This window comes from Streptomyces sp. NPDC052064 (assembly GCF_055585925.1).
Genome location: NZ_JBVJJE010000005.1, coordinates 104,284 through 121,075, shown reverse-complemented (window position 1 = coordinate 121,075; position 16,792 = coordinate 104,284). Strand labels below are relative to the sequence as shown.

Annotated in this window: 16 protein-coding genes; 11 read left to right on the top strand and 5 right to left on the bottom strand. The window is 69.3% G+C overall.

What is annotated here, in order from left to right; genetic code table 11:
• Nucleotides 1-128 precede the first annotated feature (128 nt).
• Genes ACZ6TU_RS15040 through ACZ6TU_RS15000 form a run of 9 tightly spaced genes read left to right on the top strand, consistent with a single transcriptional unit; the run spans nucleotide 129 to nucleotide 8,782 of the window.
• Nucleotides 129-1,256, top strand: a complete 1,128-nt coding sequence (locus ACZ6TU_RS15040; protein ID WP_467669655.1) for a JmjC domain-containing protein — start codon at nucleotides 129-131, stop codon at nucleotides 1,254-1,256.
• A complete protein-coding gene (locus ACZ6TU_RS15035; RefSeq protein ID WP_467669653.1) occupies nucleotides 1,253-2,206 on the top strand; it encodes an arginase family protein in 954 nt (317 codons plus the stop codon). Before ACZ6TU_RS15040 ends, ACZ6TU_RS15035 begins: the two co-directional genes overlap by 4 nt.
• A complete protein-coding gene (locus tag ACZ6TU_RS15030) occupies nucleotides 2,203-3,924 on the top strand; it encodes a radical SAM protein (RefSeq protein WP_469548618.1) in 1,722 nt (573 codons plus the stop codon). The genes ACZ6TU_RS15035 and ACZ6TU_RS15030 overlap by 4 nt, the downstream gene beginning before the upstream one ends.
• Complete coding sequence (locus ACZ6TU_RS15025) at nucleotides 3,917-4,693, top strand: transcription factor jumonji (RefSeq protein ID WP_467669649.1); 777 nt, start codon at nucleotides 3,917-3,919, stop codon at nucleotides 4,691-4,693. Before ACZ6TU_RS15030 ends, ACZ6TU_RS15025 begins: the two co-directional genes overlap by 8 nt.
• Nucleotides 4,690-5,475: an aldo/keto reductase gene (locus ACZ6TU_RS15020; RefSeq protein WP_467669647.1), complete on the top strand. Its 786-nt coding sequence runs from the start codon at nucleotides 4,690-4,692 to the stop codon at nucleotides 5,473-5,475. The genes ACZ6TU_RS15025 and ACZ6TU_RS15020 overlap by 4 nt, the downstream gene beginning before the upstream one ends.
• Nucleotides 5,472-6,446 carry an ATP-binding cassette domain-containing protein gene (locus tag ACZ6TU_RS15015; RefSeq protein WP_467669645.1) on the top strand — a complete coding sequence of 325 codons (975 nt, stop codon included), beginning with the start codon at nucleotides 5,472-5,474 and terminating at the stop codon, nucleotides 6,444-6,446. Before ACZ6TU_RS15020 ends, ACZ6TU_RS15015 begins: the two co-directional genes overlap by 4 nt.
• 47 nt (nucleotides 6,447-6,493) lie before the next feature.
• On the top strand, nucleotides 6,494-7,261 hold the full coding sequence (locus ACZ6TU_RS15010) for a hypothetical protein (RefSeq protein ID WP_467669643.1): 768 nt from the start codon (nucleotides 6,494-6,496) through the stop codon (nucleotides 7,259-7,261).
• Entirely contained in the window at nucleotides 7,254-8,060 is an 807-nt protein-coding gene (locus ACZ6TU_RS15005; protein ID WP_467669641.1) for an ABC transporter permease, read from the top strand. The genes ACZ6TU_RS15010 and ACZ6TU_RS15005 overlap by 8 nt, the downstream gene beginning before the upstream one ends.
• Nucleotides 8,061-8,071: 11 nt before the next feature.
• Nucleotides 8,072-8,782 carry a phytanoyl-CoA dioxygenase family protein gene (locus ACZ6TU_RS15000; RefSeq protein WP_467669639.1) on the top strand — a complete coding sequence of 237 codons (711 nt, stop codon included), beginning with the start codon at nucleotides 8,072-8,074 and terminating at the stop codon, nucleotides 8,780-8,782.
• A gap of 161 nt (nucleotides 8,783-8,943) precedes the next feature.
• Here ACZ6TU_RS15000 and ACZ6TU_RS14995 read toward each other — a convergent pair whose 3' ends face one another.
• From ACZ6TU_RS14995 to ACZ6TU_RS14980, 4 genes are all read right to left on the bottom strand, one after another.
• Nucleotides 8,944-10,431, bottom strand: coding sequence for a cellulose binding domain-containing protein (locus ACZ6TU_RS14995; protein WP_467669637.1), 1,488 nt, complete (start codon nucleotides 10,429-10,431; stop codon nucleotides 8,944-8,946).
• 236 nt (nucleotides 10,432-10,667) lie between these two features.
• Nucleotides 10,668-11,993: a radical SAM protein gene (locus tag ACZ6TU_RS14990; RefSeq protein ID WP_467669635.1), complete on the bottom strand. Its 1,326-nt coding sequence runs from the start codon at nucleotides 11,991-11,993 to the stop codon at nucleotides 10,668-10,670.
• Nucleotides 11,994-12,250: 257 nt separating this feature from the next.
• Nucleotides 12,251-12,589: an inner-membrane translocator gene (locus ACZ6TU_RS14985; RefSeq protein ID WP_469548612.1), complete on the bottom strand. Its 339-nt coding sequence runs from the start codon at nucleotides 12,587-12,589 to the stop codon at nucleotides 12,251-12,253.
• Between the two features lie 474 nt (nucleotides 12,590-13,063).
• Nucleotides 13,064-14,071 carry a hydroxyacid dehydrogenase gene (locus ACZ6TU_RS14980; protein ID WP_469548611.1) on the bottom strand — a complete coding sequence of 336 codons (1,008 nt, stop codon included), beginning with the start codon at nucleotides 14,069-14,071 and terminating at the stop codon, nucleotides 13,064-13,066.
• Between the two features lie 181 nt (nucleotides 14,072-14,252).
• On the opposite strand from ACZ6TU_RS14980, the gene ACZ6TU_RS14975 reads away from it, so the two are divergent.
• Nucleotides 14,253-15,509, top strand: a complete 1,257-nt coding sequence (locus ACZ6TU_RS14975; protein WP_469548609.1) for a D-arabinono-1,4-lactone oxidase — start codon at nucleotides 14,253-14,255, stop codon at nucleotides 15,507-15,509.
• 3 nt (nucleotides 15,510-15,512) lie between these two features.
• Here the strand turns inward: ACZ6TU_RS14975 and ACZ6TU_RS14970 are convergent, their stop codons facing one another.
• Nucleotides 15,513-15,863, bottom strand: coding sequence for a helix-turn-helix transcriptional regulator (locus ACZ6TU_RS14970; protein WP_467669627.1), 351 nt, complete (start codon nucleotides 15,861-15,863; stop codon nucleotides 15,513-15,515).
• A gap of 136 nt (nucleotides 15,864-15,999) precedes the next feature.
• Between ACZ6TU_RS14970 and ACZ6TU_RS14965 the strand changes: the two genes are divergently transcribed.
• Entirely contained in the window at nucleotides 16,000-16,770 is a 771-nt protein-coding gene (locus ACZ6TU_RS14965; protein WP_469548606.1) for an ANTAR domain-containing protein, read from the top strand.
• The last annotated feature ends 22 nt before the right edge of the window (nucleotides 16,771-16,792 follow it).

Here is a 16,792-nt window from a genome sequence, read left to right as displayed (position 1 = left end):
CCCGTGAGTTTCTCGCTCGCCGAAAGTAGGGGGTCTTGGAGGAAGTGGCGCGACATGCTTCGGAACTCGGTCGAGCGCTGGCAGATGAACTCGGCCCTGACTTTTCGGCGAAACAGCTCGGAACCGAGGTGGTATTCAAGCACCTGGACCCGGAGCTGGTGCAGCGGCACTTCTCCTGGGCGGAACTGAACGAGATCCTCACCCGCGGCCGTGTGGAGCCGGCGGAAATGACCTTGTACGCCGAGGGCAAGCATCTCCCCGAGCACGAGTACATGGTGACCCGGGCGGGCCACCGGGTGGTGGATCTGACGCAGGTCTTCGCTCTCATGCGGTCCGGTGCCAGCCTCATCATCGACTCACTGGACCGGATCCACCCCGCTGTCCGGTCCGTAACCGACGACGTCATGCGCATCGTCGGCGAGAGCACCTCCTGCAACATGTTCGTCACCTTCGACGACTCCCGGGCATTCGACAGCCACTACGACGAGGTGGACACCTTCATCGTCCAGGTCATCGGCACCAAGAGCTGGCAGGTGCACGGGCCGTCGGAGGAACATCCGCTGCCGGAGTACGGTGACAGCGATCCGCGCCATTGCCCGAAAGCCGTGCTGTTCGAGAAGACGCTGGAGCCGGGGGATGTGATCCATGTGCCACGCGGCTGGTGGCACACCGTGCGCGGCGGCGGCGCGTCGAGCCTCCACCTGACCTTCGCGCTCGCCCGACCCACCGGCTACGACTGGCTGAGGTGGGTGGCCCACCGAACCCTGCACCGCGTCGAGGTACGGGAGAACCTGGCCAGGGCAGGAACGGCAGAGGAGCAGCGGGCTCAGGCCGAGCAGCTCGTCGCGGCGTTCGTGAGCGAGGCGAAGAACCTCACCGTGCAGGACTTCTTCGACGCCGAGCGGCGACGGGCCGGCGGCCGCGACGGCGCCGGCTTGCCCTGGGACGTGCTGAACGCGCGGCCGTCCACCGACTCGATCGTCGAACTCGCCACGGTTCTGCCCCCTTTGCTCGACATCCATGAGGAACAGACGGTGCTCACTGCCCGCAACCAGGAGTTTGCGCTCCCCGTCGCTCACCACGCGGCGTGCGAAGTGCTCGTGCGGGAACGCCGGATCAGCGTCGGAGAACTGGCCGATCGCTCGAGCACTCCCGTGGCGGCTGTGTCGGCTCTCGTCTCCGCACTGCTGAGAGCTCGCCTGGTCACTGTCACCGACCGCCCGGCACAGCAGGCCGACGGGTGGCGGACCTCATGACGGACGTCGTCATCCGGTCCGGCGCAGGAGCCCTGGGGCTGCCTGCTGTCGACGTCGACGTCGTGGCCTCGGAAGCGCTGGCCGCCGACGCTGTGATCCTGGGGCTGCCCTTCGACGCCGGAGTGCCGGGGGTGCCTGGTCAGCGTCATGGCCCGGAGATCTTCCGCAAACTCTCTCCGGGACATGACTGGGAGGTGGACGACGACGGTGCTCTGGGTGGGCTGCTCGACCCCCTGACCAACGGCCCCGTGCTGGCCGGCCGCCGGGTGTTCGACCTCGGCGACCTCGGAGGGGTGCCGATCGACCCGCGCGTGGACAGAAGCGCGTACTACCGGACGCTGACCGGCCTGACGCGCCGGCTCACCAGGACCGGAGCGATCACCGTGTTCATCGGAGGGGACCACAGCCTCTCCGCCCCGGTCGGAGTGGGGCTGGCAGCGGAGCACGGACCGGTGAGCATCGTCTGCTTCGACGCCCACTGCGACTTCAGCAGCCGGCCGATGCCCGACCTCGCCGACATCACCCACGCCGACTTCCTCGGGCACCTGCTGCAGACCGGGGCGGCCACGGCGTGCGAGCTGTACGGCGTACGGACGTACCTGCCGGCTTCCTGCGGCCCGTTGCCCGAGACCCTGCGGTGCGCCTACGAGTACGGCTTCACAGAACCGGTGGACGACAACCCGACGTATCTCTCCATCGATCTCGACGTGCTCGATCCCACGGAGTTCCCGGCGACCGGGCACCCGGAGGCAGGTGGGTACCGGCTGCGGGAACTGCTCGCCGCCGTGGAGCACGTCTGCCGCACACGGCGCGTCGTCGCCGTGGACATCGTGGAGGCGCTTCAGGACGACCGGGAGAACCGTGCGACCAGCGCGACGATCTCGGCACTCGTCATGAGCTGCTTGCGAACGCTGCTGGACGATCACCAGGGACAGGTGAGGGAGAAGTGAGCATCCACGCGGGCGCACAACAGACAGATCTCCTCGGCCTGCACGCGTGGCAGACCGACTTGATCGGACAGACGGACCAGCCCGCATACCACGTGAACGGGTCGTCCGCCACCGGAGTCAACGTCGGGGAACAGGACGTCACGATACGCAGGCACCAGGGCCTCACCTGGATCTACAAGATGTGGGAGAGCAACCGGCACGAGGGCCGATTCCACCTCTACGCGCCCACTACCGGGAAAGTCCACACGATCAGTGCGCGGCAGGCGGAGTTGCTCAGGGCTGCGTCCTGGGAGGCGTCCGGCCCGGTGGAGGGCGAAGGGGACGATGCACCGGCGCTGCCCACCGCCGCCGAGCTCTCCGCACTCACCGAGTTGATCCGGCCCTTCGACGAGCCCGGCTGGGAGTTCCCCCGGTTGCCCGTGGACGCGCACATCGACAAGCCACGGGTGCGGGTCCTGATGCTCAACCCCACGGAACAGTGCAACATCCGCTGCACTTACTGCTACTACGGCGGCGCTTACCCGGGCACCCGCCCGCACCAGACGGCATCCCCGCAGGCGCACATGGTGAAGGCGGCGATCGACCTCTTCGTCACGGGCGAGGAAAAGCTGGAGTCCGCGCAACGAGCCGTCTACTTCTTCGGTGGCGAGCCGCTGCTGGCGTTCGACCAGCTGAAGGAGGCCGTGCTCGCTCTGGAGGAACGGAAGAAGGAGGTCGGCTCACGGCTGGAGAACCTGATCATCCAGGTCAACTCCAACGGCATGCTGCTGACCCCGAAGATCGTCGACTTCCTGGTCGAGCACGACATCTACCTCAACATCTCCGTCGACGGTCCCAACCACGACCGCTACCGGATCGACCGGCGCGGCAAGGGTACGCACGACCGGGTGCGGGAACGCGCCGACTGGTTGGCCGAGGGCTGGCCGGACTACTTCGCCTCACGTGTTGCCATCATCTGTGTCCTGTCGGCGCCGCTCGACGAGGCCGCCCTGTACCGGTACTTTGCCGGCTGGCCCACCGCACTCCGGGCCCTGGCCTGGGACTTCGACCTGCTGTTGCCGGGTGGTGAGAAGTCGTACGACGACTTCCGGCAGCTTTTCGACCAGCAACTCCGGGTCTGGGACCTCTTCGTGGCCGCCCACGGACTGCCCGAGGGCGAACGCGAACAGTCCGGCCGCTATCGCTTCGCCTTCAGCCACGGTTTCCTCCACCGCTCCTTCCACCGGGCTCTCAACCAACCGGAACGGGACGGCAGTTCCCGGCTGGGGCACCTGCTGGGTGTCCAGGTCATCCCGGGAAACGAGTACCTGGTTCTCGGCTCCGACGGCACGCTGTACTCCTCGTACGAATACCAGTCCCCGGACTTCACCGTCGGCCACACGGACCGGGGTGTGGACCCGCGGGCCGGGGTCGAGCAGCTCGGCATGTTCCGCGACGCCGTGCAGGCGAGCTCCTGCCGGACCTGTTGGGCGGCTCCCCTGTGCACGGTGACCGTGCCGGAGGCGCCCTTCCGCAGCGCGGACTCGGCCGAGGCCGTCCGGGACAAGGCGACAGCGAAGCGGGCGCGGTGCATGTCCGAGCGGGAGAACCTGGAACAGGGGCTGCGGGCGCGGGCCGACATCACGCACGCCTTCGGTCCGGACGCGTTGCGGGGCCACCGCGAGGCCTGGGCCCAGCAGTCGCAGGAGGGCGGGCGTGTTGACTACTTCCATGCCTGACGTGTCCGACGCAATCGAGCGGTTGCGCGGCGACCGTCCTGCCGTCCTGCGCGGTACCGGCCTGGAATGGCCGGTGTACGCGGCACTGCAGGAGACACGACTGCGGGAGCTCCGCGACCGCCCCGTGGAAGCGGAGTCCCCCGACCGCCGACCGGTGACCGTACGGTTCGCAGAGGTCCTCGACGAGCTGCGGGCCGAGCGTCCGCGGGGACTGTACCTGCGTCACCAGCTCGTCTCGCAGTTCGAACCAGATCTCTGGAACCTCGTCCCACGCGAGGTACGCCGGCTGAACTGGCTGCTGGCGCTCCCTGCCGACGTCCGCCCGGACTGGGTGTGGCTGCTGATCGGCGGGCCCGGTACGAGCTCCCCCCTGCACGTCGACACGATGGCGAGCGCGGCGTGGAACCTGCTCTGCTCAGGACGCAAGAAGTGGATCTTCCACTCGCCCGAACGCGCCGAGGAGTGGCAGCTGCTGCCTCCGGGCTGCTGCGTCGCCGGGACGTACGGAGAGGACAGCATCGAGCTGGTGCAAGAACCGGGGGACATTGTGGTGACGCCCAGCGGGTGGGCCCATGAGGTGCACAACATCACCGGCACCGTCTCCTTCACCGCCAACTTCATCAATGACACGAACCTGGACTTCGCCAAGAGATATTTCGAGGTGCTCGGGGACACCGCCAGTCACGAAGTACTCAAGGTGGTCGGCACGTCGTTCGAGCGGCTGGGCAACGGGACCGCGAGCGTGTCGGCAGGGGGCGGAGGCCGGTGAGCCGGGACCCACTGCCGTTCACGCTCCCTCCGGTGAGCCTGGGCACCTGGCAGATGCGGGGCCCGGCGGCGAGCCGCGGTGTCCAGGGAGCCATCGAAGCCGGGTACCGCTGCATCGACACGGCAACCGGATACGACAACGAAGCAGCGGTGGGCGCCGGAATCCGCGCCAGCGGTATCGACCGCAGTGATGTCCTGGTCGTCACGAAATTCCCCGAAGAAGACGCCGGGCGCGAGCGAGAGACCCTGCTGCGCAGCCTGGACCTGCTCGGCGTGGAGTACCTGGACCTCTGGCTTGTCCATGCGCCGCTCGATGCCGAAGGGTCCCTGGCCATATGGAAGCGGTTCGCCGAGGCCCGGGAGGAGGGTCTTGTCCGGGCCATCGGTGTGAGCAACTTTCTGCCGCACCAGGTGGACGACCTCGTCGCGCGCTCCGGCATCGTTCCCGCGGTGAACCAGATCGCCTTCGGGCCACGCCTCTTCACCCCGGCCCTCGCCGCACACCACGCCGGTCTCGGGATCGTGACGCAGGGCCACAGCCCGTTCAGTGAGAACGACCTGGAGCACCCCGTTCTGCGAGCCACGGCCCAACGCCACGGTCGCAGCGTCCACCAGATCCTGCTGCGCTGGCATCTCGAACACGGCATTCCCGTAGTGGCCAAGTCGGCCTCACCCGCACATCTCACAGCGAACCTGGCGGCGACTGACTTCTCTCTTGCCTCCGACACGGTCGCGGCGATCGACCGCATCGGCTCCGGGACGTGGGGAAGGACAGCCCCGTGAAAGTCCAGCTGGAATCCGTACACCGCTCCTACCGTGTGCGGCGGCCACCGGCCGAGGGCGGACGCCTCACCCGGCTCGTACGCAGAGTCAGCAGCGAGGTGCCGGCACTGCACGGGATCGACCTCCGGATCGACGCCGGCGAGACGGTCGGCTACATCGGGCTCAACGGGGCCGGCAAGTCCACCACCATGAAGCTCATCTCCGGAATCCTCACACCGACGGCAGGCCGGGTCACGGTCGACGGCCGGGATCCGCACCGCGACCGCCGACGCCTCGCCACCGAACTCGGCTATCTCGCGGCGCAGCGCGCCAGCCTCTGGTGGGACCTTCCGGTCAAGGACTCCTATGAACTGATCGGGCGAGTCTACGACATCGAGCCTGCTGTCTTCCGCCGCCGGCAGGACCACCTCGTCTCGCGCCTCGACATCGGACGGCACCTCGACACACCCGTACGCGAACTCTCGCTCGGCAACCGCACCCGCGCGGAACTCGTGGGCACCCTGCTGCACGCACCGCGCCTGCTCCTGCTCGACGAGCCGACCATCGGTCTCGACGTCTTCGCCCGGGAGGCCATCTGCGACATCCTGCGCGACACCCGGCAGGAACTCGCGCCGACCATCATCATGGCCAGTCACGACCTGCGCGACGTGGAGGCCATCTGCGACAGGATCGTCCTGATCGACAACGGTCGGCTGATACACGACGGCAAGATCGACGAACTGCGCACGCTCGGCGCAGGCCGGCGCAGACTCGTGATCCAGCATGCTCCGGGCCATCAGTTGCCCACCGTTCCCGGCCTGACACGGACCGAGGCCCGGACCCTGACGGCCACCACATTCGAGTTCACACAGGGAGATCTGCCGGGGGAACTGCTCGGGACGCTCTTTTCCGACCCGCAGATCGACGACGTGCAGATCGAGGCCCCGAGCCTGGAAGACCTCATCAAGGACCTCTATCGGAGAGACGCTTGAGGCCGAGCCTGCGCCGACTTCGGCAAACCCACCTGGCCATCGTCACGATGCAGATCAAGCTGGCCTTCCACTACCGGACCAGAGCGTTCGCACAGGGCGTCGGCGCCCTCCTCCTGATCGGCCTCCAGGCGGCCCTGTGGATCGCCGTCTACGCGAACGACGACACTTCCGCCCGGGCCGGCTGGCTCACTCTCCAGCAGACCTTGGTATACGCGGCAGCCGGAACCATCTGGGTGCTCTGCCTTCCGGGCCTCACGCTGGCGCGACAACTCGAGAGGAAAATCAGGGACGGACGCATCGTCACCGAACTGCTGCTGCCGACCGGGTTCCTGCCCCAGTGGTTCTCCACCGCTCTCGGACGATCGCTCGGCATCACCGTTCTGGTCGGAATGCCCGCTGTTCTCGCCGGCGGAGTGCTGCTGTATCCCTTCTCCCTCGACCTCGCCTACGCCGGGCGGCTGGTGCTGACCACCGCCGTGGCCTTCGTCGTCCTCTTCAATTTCAGCTACCTGATCGGTTTGTCCGCGTTCTTCATCCGCCGTGTCGACGGCCTGAACGAGGTACAGGAGGCACTCCTGCTCCTGCTCGGCGGCTCGATGATGCCCATCTCCCTCTACCCCGACGCGCTGCGCGACGCCGTGTTGTGGGCGCCGTTCGTGCACGGCTTCTACACCCCACTCGGCACACTCGTGCGCGACCCCTTCGTGGACGGCCGCCTCCTGGTCGCCGGGGTCGTCTGGGCCGCCCTGCTGACTCTGGCGAGTGTGCTCGCCACACGCACCGCGCTGCGGAAGCTGGTGATCGCCGGTGGCTGATCGTCTGATGGAGATGAGGAAGTCCGCGGGAATCGCGCTACTCGCCACCCGCATGAATTTCCGCAGTCATCTGGTACACCCCGGTGAAGTCCTGCTCGCGAACTTCGGAGCACTGGTCCAGGCCGTCTCCGGCACTGCGGTGTTCATGCTCGCCCTCTCCGCGTCGGGAGGAATCCACGGCTGGACCCTCAGCCAGTGGGCGGTCCTGACCGGATTCACGGTGATGGCCCGCGCCCTGTGGAACACCGTTTTCTACGGCACGCTCGACATCCCGGACATGGTGCGCAGCGGCGAACTCGACCACTATCTGGTGCGTCCGGTCAGCCCGCTGGTACTGATCCTCTTCTCGAAGGTCGACACGGACGTGTGGATCGAAATCGTCATCGGCGCCGGCATGCTGGGGACTGCCCTCCACGTCAGCGGAACAGACGTTTCCGGGCCGGTCCTGGTCTTCATACCGCTTGCTCTGATGAGCGCGGCGCTCGTCTTCGCAGCCATGCACCTGGCCGTGACGGCGCTGTCCTTCTGGCTGCGGCAGGACGCGATGCTGAGCATGCTCATCTGGCGCCTGGACAGCTTCGCTCAGCTACCGATGAGTTTTTATCCGAAGTGGCTGATGACGCTGTTCTCGAGCGTCATCCCGTTCGCTTTCGTCGGCTACTACCCCTGCCTCTACATCCTCGGCAAGACCGACTCGCCCTTCGTCTGGGGACTTCCCCTGGCAGGGCCCCTGGTGTTCCTCCTGGCTGTCTTCCTGTGGCGACGAGGGGTCAACCGCTACGCCAGCACCGGTTCGTGAGGAGCCTCGCAGTGAACAGACTCACCGCCTTCGAACGCGACGGATATCTCGTAGAGGACATCTTCTCCGAGGAAGAAGTGGCGGAGATGAAGAAGATGCTCTCCGGCCTCATCGACCCCCCGGTCGCCGAGCATCCCCGCCTGCACATCCACGCCGCCTTCGACAGACCGATGGCGCGCCTCGACCCCTACAACCCGTACGCGGTCTGGAAGATCGTGAACACTCCGCTCGCCGGAGACAACTGGTACGCGCTGCTCCACGACGAGCGGATCCTCGACGTCGTCGGTGAGCTGCTGGGCCCCGACATCAACTTCCACATGGGTTTCGCCCGTCTGCGCCCTACCGGACTGAAGGCCGAAGAGGGCTGGCACCGCGACTTCGACACCGATCAGCACACCCGCCCCGAGCTGGTCACGGCACTGACCTACCTCGACGACATGGCCGCCGATTCCGGGGCGACGCTCGTCTGGCCGGGCAGCCACCTACACCGCGAGCACGACCCCGAGGAGCACGAGGTCGTACCGGTCCAGGCACGTCCCGGGACGGTTCTCTTCCTGCACTCCCTCACCGCTCATCGCGCCAGCACCAATATGACGGAGCGCCACCGCTCCATCCTCATCCACGAATACAAGAGCGCGGGGACGACTGAGCTCACCCCCAACGACGCCGCATTCGGCGATCTTCCGCTGCGCAGAGGAGGACGAACCCTGTCCACCTTCTGATGGCTTTCCGGTCCTCGCTGTGCACCACCCATCCCGGCGATCGCCCTGCGTGGCGGCTCGGCCCGTCCGTCCGCCCCTCCCCGCCCCTTTCGGGTCTCTGGCCACGAGCGTCCGTACGTTCCGGCGAGCCCCGCGGTTCGAGGACGTGCCCCGCCCGGGAGTCAGGCCTTCGCGCAGTCCTGGCCGTTCAGCGTGAAGTCGTACGGCGGGGAGTTCTTGCCGTGCCAGGAGGCGAGGAAGCCGAAGGCCAGGTCGCCGCCCGCGGGGACCGACTTGTTGTAGTCGGCGGCGGTGGCGGTGACGCGGGAGCCGTCCTGGGAGACGGAGGCGTCCCACATCTGGCCGACCTGCTGGCCGTCGCGGAAGGACCAGGACACGCGCCAGGAGTCGAGGGACTTGCTGCTGGTGACGGTGACGGTGGCTTGGAAGCCGTCGGGCCACTGGTTGACCAGGTCGTACTCGACCCGGCAGGTGGGGCTCTCGCTCTCGCCGTCTTCCGTGGGAGAGGAGGTGCCCTGCGGTTCGGTGTGGCCGTTTCTGCCTTCCGGTTTGGCGGGCTTCTCCGACTTGCCCGTGTTCTCGGTGGCGTTGTCGGCCGGCCTCGAGGTCGCGGGAGGCAGGTCGGGGGCGGACGGCAGGGGCGGCTCGGGGTTGGGGTCGGCCACCGGCTGGCGGCCGACGTCGCCGCGTGCCCCGAGGTCGTCGCCGGAGCCGCCGAACGGCATCATCGAGACGCCGAGCGCCAGGACGGAGACCAGGACGGCGGCGACGAGGAGGCCGTTGCGGGCGACGCGCGCCTTCTGCTCCCCGTCCTCCGGTTCTCCGGTCGCCTCTTCCGCCCGGTCGGGCCGGCCGGCGCCGAGCCGTACCTCGGCGGCGCGACGGCGGCGCTCCAGGTAGGCGAGGCCGCCCCAGCCGATCAGCCCACCGGCCAGTGCCCCGGGCAGTCCTCCGCCGTGCAGGCGCAGGCAGGCGGCGGCCTCGGCGCACTGGACGCAGGTGGCGAGGTGCCGGGAGAGGTCGCCCGGGGCGTCGGCGGAGGGGGAGCGGGTGACGGCGTCCAGCAGCCGGGCGTAGCTGCGGCACCGGGCGTCCATCGGGGTGTCGAGATGGTTGCGGTGGCAGCGGTCCCGGAACAGGGTGCGCACCTGCTGGAGTTCGTCGGCGGCGGTGGCCGGGTCGAGGCCCAGGCGGCGGGCGACCACGGACAGCGGCAGCGCCTCCACCTCGGCCAGCCACAGCAGTTCCGCGTCGGCCTGCTGGAGGTCGCGCAGGCCGCGCAGCGCGAGCGGGCGCTGGAGGGGCGGGCCGGTGTAGCGGGCGGCCTTGTCCGAGTTGAGCCACAGGCGCAGGTCGGGATCGAGCTTGTGGCCCTGCCCCTCCTCTTCCCACGCCGCGGCCGTGGTGCGTACGGCGGTCAGCAGCAGGGGTATCCGGGGCAGTCGGGCCGCGCGGCGGCCGGCGCTTCGCACCGGGCCCGTTTCGGCCGCGCGGGCCTCACGTGTGCCGTGTGCGAACGCCTCGCGGCCCAGCTGCGCGGCGGCGGTGGAGCCGGATGTGCACAGGTCGGCGTAGGCGAGGACCGCGTCCCAGCACTCGGAGAACAGCGCGGCCTCGGCGGCGTCCTGAGGGGTCGGCAGGTCGGGCATAGGTCTCCTGCATCCACAAGAGAGGTCAACTCACCGTATTGGCAATGGAGTTGGGGGGAACCTCGAAGGCAGGGCAAGAGCTTTTCACGCCACCCACACAACTGACAAGCGCCCTGTTCAGATAACACGACAGGGCGGCGCGCCCCCACGGCTCCGACGTCTGTATGCCGTACGGGTACAACCGCCCTGTGACTCAACGCCGTACCGCGATGATGGACGACGTCATCAAAGCGTTATCAAACAGCGGTGGGTTCGTCCGCCGGCAGGCTGTCCATGAAGGAGCTGACCGAGAAGACCGCACGGCCGGCACCGGGGGGACCGTAGCCGGGGGGCGAGGAGAGGCCGAAGTCCTCCATGGTCTGCCGGTACGCCTGGAGCAGGCGGATGTGGTACTCCAGCGGCGCGCCCTGGGGGTTGGCCTTGCCGAGGGGTGTCGTGGGCTCCGGGCACCAGGTGGTGAAGCGGGGCGTGATGCCGTGCGACATGAAGAAGCGCAGGCCCTCCGTGGTGGAGGCGATGGCTTCGTCGACCGTGGTGAAGCCGAACGGCTCGGCCATCTCCACGCCGGCCACGAAGTTGGGGATGACGTTGCGCGCTCCGAAGATGTCCGCCGAGTCGAGGATGCGCTTGTGCCACTCGTCGCGGCCGACGTAGCGCTCCTTGCCGGGGCAGTGCATCTTGAACAGGTACTCGTCCCACACCTCGTAGTTGGGGTGGTAGATCTGCACGCCGTAGTCCTTGAACCGCTGGACGTCGTCGCGCGGCAGCGCCTGGGCCACGACCTTGCCGATCCAGCGGCCGGGGAAGCGCTCCTCGATGGCCTTGGCGTAGTGGCCGTAGAAGTCGGCCTCGTCGCGGCCCGCGACCGTCTTGGTGATGGCCCCGCCGGTGAGGGTGTAGGCGGTGGAGGCCTTCGCCGTGTCGTAACGGTCGATGATCTCCAGGGCCTCCAGGACCTCCTCGACGTCCTTGACCCCGGTGTACGGGCGCCCGGCGGCCTTGTGCTGGCGCCAGTTGTGGTTGATGTCGCAGTACTGGCACTCCTCCTTGGCGCCGAAGTACTGGCAGACCCGGAAGACGGTCAGGTAGATCAGGTAGCCCCACTGGATGGTCGGGGCCACCTCCATGACCGACTTCCCGTTGGCGAGGGTGTGCCGGTAGTACTCGGGCATCGGCGGCACGCCGACGTCGGAGATCCTCTTGCCGTCGAGGTAGAGGCCGAGCACGCCGTCCTCGCCCGCGGCGACGCGGTACGGCGAGGCCGGGTTCACCCGCACCGAGACGACGGTCCGGCGCAGGTCGTACGGGCCGCCGGTGAGGATGATCTCCTCCGGCGGTCGGCGCAGCGCGGCCTCGCCCAGCTCGGGCAGGGTGCCGTGGTCGAAGGAGAAGATGAAGTACGACTTCGGCTTGACCTCACCGCCCTCGTTGTCGCTGAGCGCGGACGGGTCGAAGGCCACACCGCCCCGGAGCAGGTCCTCCTTGAAGACGGCCTCCCGCGGGACATGCGGGAATCGCTCCATCAGATCCTCGACCAGCGCGGTACGGCTGCCGCTGCCCATCGCGTCTCTCCTCCCGGTTCGGACGTACGACTCCTCACGGTATGCCCATGGGTGTGCGAGGCCGGTACCGGGTCCCCCCCGGGTGCAGTCGAAGTTTCACGGCGCCGGCGAGGAGGCCGGACAGAGGCGACGTCGCTGTCCCGAGAGGCCGTAGGCGCACTTGTGGCCACGAGGCGGCGCCGGCGACATCCGCGGGGACGCGTTGAGCCGGCCGCGACGGAACCCGCTGGAGGACTCCGCCACTGATTGTTCGTGGGTCAGGGCCATGCCCCCAGCGCGTGGACCGCAAGAACGGCGCAGAGCGCCAGTTGGACCGCCCCGATGTATCGGTGCCCGACCCGCAGCAGCAGGACGCCCGTCACTCCCACTGCCAGGGCCAGCGCGCCGAAGCTCAGCAGTGGTGTCCAGTCCGTAGGTGGTGCGCCGGCTGCGGTCTGCCCGGAGCCGGTGTCCATCCGGCCCAGCCCCCGTACCGCGAGCAGGATGACGACCAGGAATCCGGCCGCCACGTCCGCCACCAGCACGAGCAGCAGGAGGCATCCTGCGGTGAGCGCATCCGTCCCGTCGGAGGGCTGCTTGTCGGCGCGTTCGGGCATGTCCATATCGTCGTGCGGAACTCATCCCTCCACCAGGTCGTCACAGACCTGCGACCCAGGCGTGAAGAAAAGAGCTTCACGGTCCGCTCACGGTCCCGGCATTGCCCCTCGTGCAGAGACCGGTGGCGAGGACGGACATGTCGCTGGCGACGTGGGCGACGAGCCGGATCCGGGGGGAGTTGGACACACGGCACAGAAGCGCGCCGGTTGTAGACCGCGTATCCGTGATTCCTCGGCCCACCCGCGTAGCCGGGGGCCCCGCTCCCGCTCGCAGTCATCACGGAAGCGCGGGCACAACCCTTCAGTGGGCCGAGCCGAGCGTGGTGGTCGGTGAGCCAGCTGACGGTGTCGTGAAGACTCCACGGCAGGACGGGGCGAGGACGCAGAACTCGTGACCCTCCGGGTCGGCCGCGTCCACGGGGCGTCGCCCTGGCCGAGGCCGAGGTCGGTGGCGCCGACGGCCCCGCTCCTCCCTCAGGCCGCGCGCTCCAGCGCCGCCGGATCGACCGCGTACGCCAGTTTTCCCCCGGCCAGCAGCCGTTCCGCCTCCTCCGCGACCGTCAGTCCGAGGCGGGCCAGTTCGTTGCCCTGGGAGCCCGCGAGGTGTGGGGTGACGAAGGCGCCGGGCACGTCGTAGAGGGGTGAGTCGGCGGGGAGCGGCTCGGGGTCGGTGACGTCGAGGATCGCCGTCAGGCGCCCGGCGCGCAGTTCCGCCACGAGGGCGTCGTGGTCGACCAGGGCGCCTCGCGCGGTGTTGATCAGCACCGCCCCGTCGGGCATCAGCGCCAGCTCGCGGCGGCCGATCATGTGGTGTGTCTCGGGCGTCTCGGGGGCGTGCACGGTGACGATGTCGGACGTGCGCAGCAGGTCGTCCAGCGGCAGCAGGGGGACGCCAAGCGCGGCGGCCTCCCGCTCGTCGACGTACGGGTCGGCGAGGGCGGGCCGCAGATCGAAGGGGCGGAGCAGATCGAGGACGCGGCGGCCGATGCGGGAGGCGCCGATGACGCCGACGCGGCGGCCGTAGTTGCCGATGCCGGGGACGACGCCCCAGCCGGAGGAGGTGCGGGTGGTGCGCATCCGGTCGCGGGCGGCGAGGGCGTCCTTCCCGGCGAGCAGGATCATGGCGAGGGTGTACTCGGCGACCGGCAGCGCGTTGGCGGCGGCCGCCGAGGAGACGGCGATGCCGCGCCGCCAGATCTCGGGGGTGGCGAAGGACTTGACCGAGCCGGCCGAGTGCAGCACGGCGCGCAACCGGGGCGCCGCGTCGAGGACCGCCTCGTCGAGCCGGGGGCAGCCCCAGCCGGTCACCAGGATCTCCGTCCGGGCCAGCGCGTCGCGCACGCCCGGGTCGGCGAAGTCCCGCACCACGAGCGCCGCATCGATGTCCACGGACTCCCGCAGCCGGGCCAGCACCTCGGGCGGGAAGACCTGCGGCACGTTCTCGGCGGTCATGGCGAACAGTGCCTGGGGGCGCTGGCTCAAGGAGGTGACCTTCCGGCTCGGAGAAGGGCTGAGGACGGCTCGTTCGGAACACTGGTAGAAAACGCTCTCTACCGCCTCTCCACGGTAGACCGAGCGGGGTGGCGGCGGCAACGGACGGCGGCCGGGGTAGGTTCCGGCGGGGGCTCTCCCGGTCCCCGCTGCCTCGGGGAAGGACGACGCGATGAACGGGACCGTTACCAACTGGGCGGGGAACATCACCTACGCGGCCAAGGAACTGCGCCGGCCGGGCTCGCTCACCGCGCTGCGCGCGCTCGTCGCGGACAGCGACCGGGTGCGGGTGCTGGGCAGCGGACACTCGTTCAACGAGATCGCCGAGCCGGGCGCCGAGGGCGTCCTGCTGTCGCTGGCCGACCTGCCCCCGGAGGTGGACGTCGACACGGCGGCCCGCACCGTCCGGGTCGGCGGCGGCGTGCGCTACGCGGAGCTGGCCCGCCGGGTGCACGGCGAGGGCCTGGCCCTGCCCAACATGGCGTCCCTGCCGCACATCTCGGTGGCCGGGTCGGTCGCGACCGGCACCCACGGCTCGGGAGTGCTCAACGGCCCGCTCTCGACGGTCGTGCGCGAGGTGGAGCTGGTCACGGCGGACGGCTCGACGGTGACCATAGGCCGGGACGAGGAGCGGTTCGGCGGAGCCGTCACCTCGCTCGGCGCACTCGGGGTCGTCACGGCGCTCACCCTCGACCTGGAGCCGGCGTACGAGGTGGAGCAGCACGTGTTCACCGAACTGTCCTTCCAGGGACTGGACTCCGGGACGTTCGAGACGGTGATGGCGACGGCGTACAGCGTCAGCCTGTTCACCGACTGGCGCGCGCCGGGCTTCCGGCAGGTGTGGCTCAAGCGGCGCTCCGAGCAGCCGCTGCCCGCCTTCCCCTGGGCCGCTCCCGCCACCGAGAAGATGCACCCCGTGCCGGGTATGCCCGCGGTCAACTGCACCGAGCAGTTCGGAGTGCCGGGGCCGTGGCACGAGCGGCTGCCGCACTTCCGGGCGGAGTTCGTCCCGAGCAGCGGGGCGGAGTTGCAGTCGGAGTACCTGCTGCCGCGCGGGCACGCCGTCGAGATGCTGCACGCGCTCGACGCGATCCGGGAGACCATCGCCCCCGTCCTCCAGACCTGCGAGGTGCGCACGGTCGCCGGCGACGACCAGTGGCTGAGCCCCTCCTACGGCCGGGACACCGTGGCGGCGCACTTCACCTGGGTCGAGGACACACCGGCGGTGCTGCCGGTGGTGCGGCGGGTCGAGGAGGCGCTGGAGCCCTTCGGGGCGCGGCCGCACTGGGGGAAGGTGTTCACCGTGCCCGCGTCCGCCCTGCGTGGGCTGTATCCGCGGCTCGGCGATTTCCGGGCGCTGGCGCGGGAGCTGGACCCGGATGGGACGTTCGCCAACGCCTTCGTGCGGGACGTGCTGCTGGACGCGTAAGGGTCAGGTCGTGGCGTGCGGCCGGCTACCGCCGCCGGGGGCCGTGGCGCGGTCGGCCTCGTCCTCGACGAGCAGGGAGAGCAGCGACGCCACGGTCAGACCGGCCTCGGCGGGGTGACGCAGCACCTTGCCGGGGTCGATCCGGTACGTGTTGGTGCGGCCCTCCCGGGTGTGGGAGAGGTAACCGTCCTGCTCCAGGTCGGCGATGATCTTCTGGACGGCGCGCTCGGTGAGCCGGCAGTGGGCCGCGATGTCCCGGATACGCGCACTGTGGTTGTCGGCGATGGCTGCCAGCACCCGGGCATGGTTGGTGAGAAACGTCCATCCGGTGTGTGGCTCGGGTACTCCATCCATGCTCCCAACTCTACCGACCAGACGTACACGCATTCAAAAACACGTACTTCGTTTCATGTATTGGTTGACGGGTGTGGGGTAGAGGCGCAACGCTGGAAAACGGAGGCAGGGCGAACAGTCAAGGGAGAACAGGGCCATGCCGGACCCTGCGTACGCTGCGCGGTCTCACACCTGGGAGGGCGCCGTTCCCCCCGAGGGCGACAGCGCGCCGGCGGAGATCCCGCCGTGCATGGCGACCATGGACGTCGTACCGGACGGCAACCGGATGAGCGTCACCGTGTGGGGCGAACTCGACCTGGGCAGCCGGCGACTGCTGCCGGATCTGCACGACATCCTCACGCTGTCGGGCACCGGCATCGACCTGCGCCTGGACGCGGTCGGGTTCTGCGACTGCTCCGGGCTCAACACGCTGCTCGACCTGCGCATGCGCGCCCTCGACCAGGGCAAGACGGTCGCCGTCCGTTCCAGCGGCCTCGCGGTCGAGCGCCTGCTCGACCTGACCGGCACCCGGGAGCTGTTCGCGGAGCCGGGCCCGCACCAGGACGCCGTACGCCCGGCCGTCGACGAGCCCGGCCCGCCGGCGGGCGACGACGACCAGGACCTCCGCACCGAAGTCGCACAGCTGCGACGGGCCATGCAGACCCGGCCGACCATCGACCTGGCCCGCGGCATCCTGATGGCCTCCTTCAGCCTGAGCCCCGAGGCGGCCTGGAGCGTGCTGGTCAGGACCTCCCAGAACACCAACACCAAGCTGCACCATCTGGCCCGGGACCTGGTGGGCACCGTGCACGGCAGCACGCTGCCCGAGCCGGTGCAGCAGCAACTGGCGGCGGCCGTCGCGAGCACGAGCCCCCGGAGCGAGGCGGCGGCGTGCCCCGCGAGCGGAACCGTCGAGGACGGGGACTGACGCACCCGGTCCACACGCGCCC

Excerpts from the sequence above, each read along its gene's own strand:
- ACZ6TU_RS15035 (WP_467669653.1), top strand. The coding sequence starts at position 1,253 with ATGACGGACGTCGTCATCCGGTCCGGCGCAGGAGCCCTGGGGCTGCCT.
- ACZ6TU_RS15025 (WP_467669649.1), top strand. The coding sequence starts at position 3,917 with ATGCCTGACGTGTCCGACGCAATCGAGCGGTTGCGCGGCGACCGTCCT.
- ACZ6TU_RS15010 (WP_467669643.1), top strand. The coding sequence starts at position 6,494 with ATGCAGATCAAGCTGGCCTTCCACTACCGGACCAGAGCGTTCGCACAG.
- ACZ6TU_RS14995 (WP_467669637.1), bottom strand. The coding sequence starts at position 10,431 with ATGCCCGACCTGCCGACCCCTCAGGACGCCGCCGAGGCCGCGCTGTTC.
- ACZ6TU_RS14990 (WP_467669635.1), bottom strand. The coding sequence starts at position 11,993 with ATGGGCAGCGGCAGCCGTACCGCGCTGGTCGAGGATCTGATGGAGCGA.
- ACZ6TU_RS14985 (WP_469548612.1), bottom strand. The coding sequence starts at position 12,589 with ATGCCCGAACGCGCCGACAAGCAGCCCTCCGACGGGACGGATGCGCTC.
- ACZ6TU_RS14975 (WP_469548609.1), top strand. The coding sequence starts at position 14,253 with ATGAACGGGACCGTTACCAACTGGGCGGGGAACATCACCTACGCGGCC.
- ACZ6TU_RS14970 (WP_467669627.1), bottom strand. The coding sequence starts at position 15,863 with ATGGATGGAGTACCCGAGCCACACACCGGATGGACGTTTCTCACCAAC.
- ACZ6TU_RS14965 (WP_469548606.1), top strand. The coding sequence starts at position 16,000 with ATGCCGGACCCTGCGTACGCTGCGCGGTCTCACACCTGGGAGGGCGCC.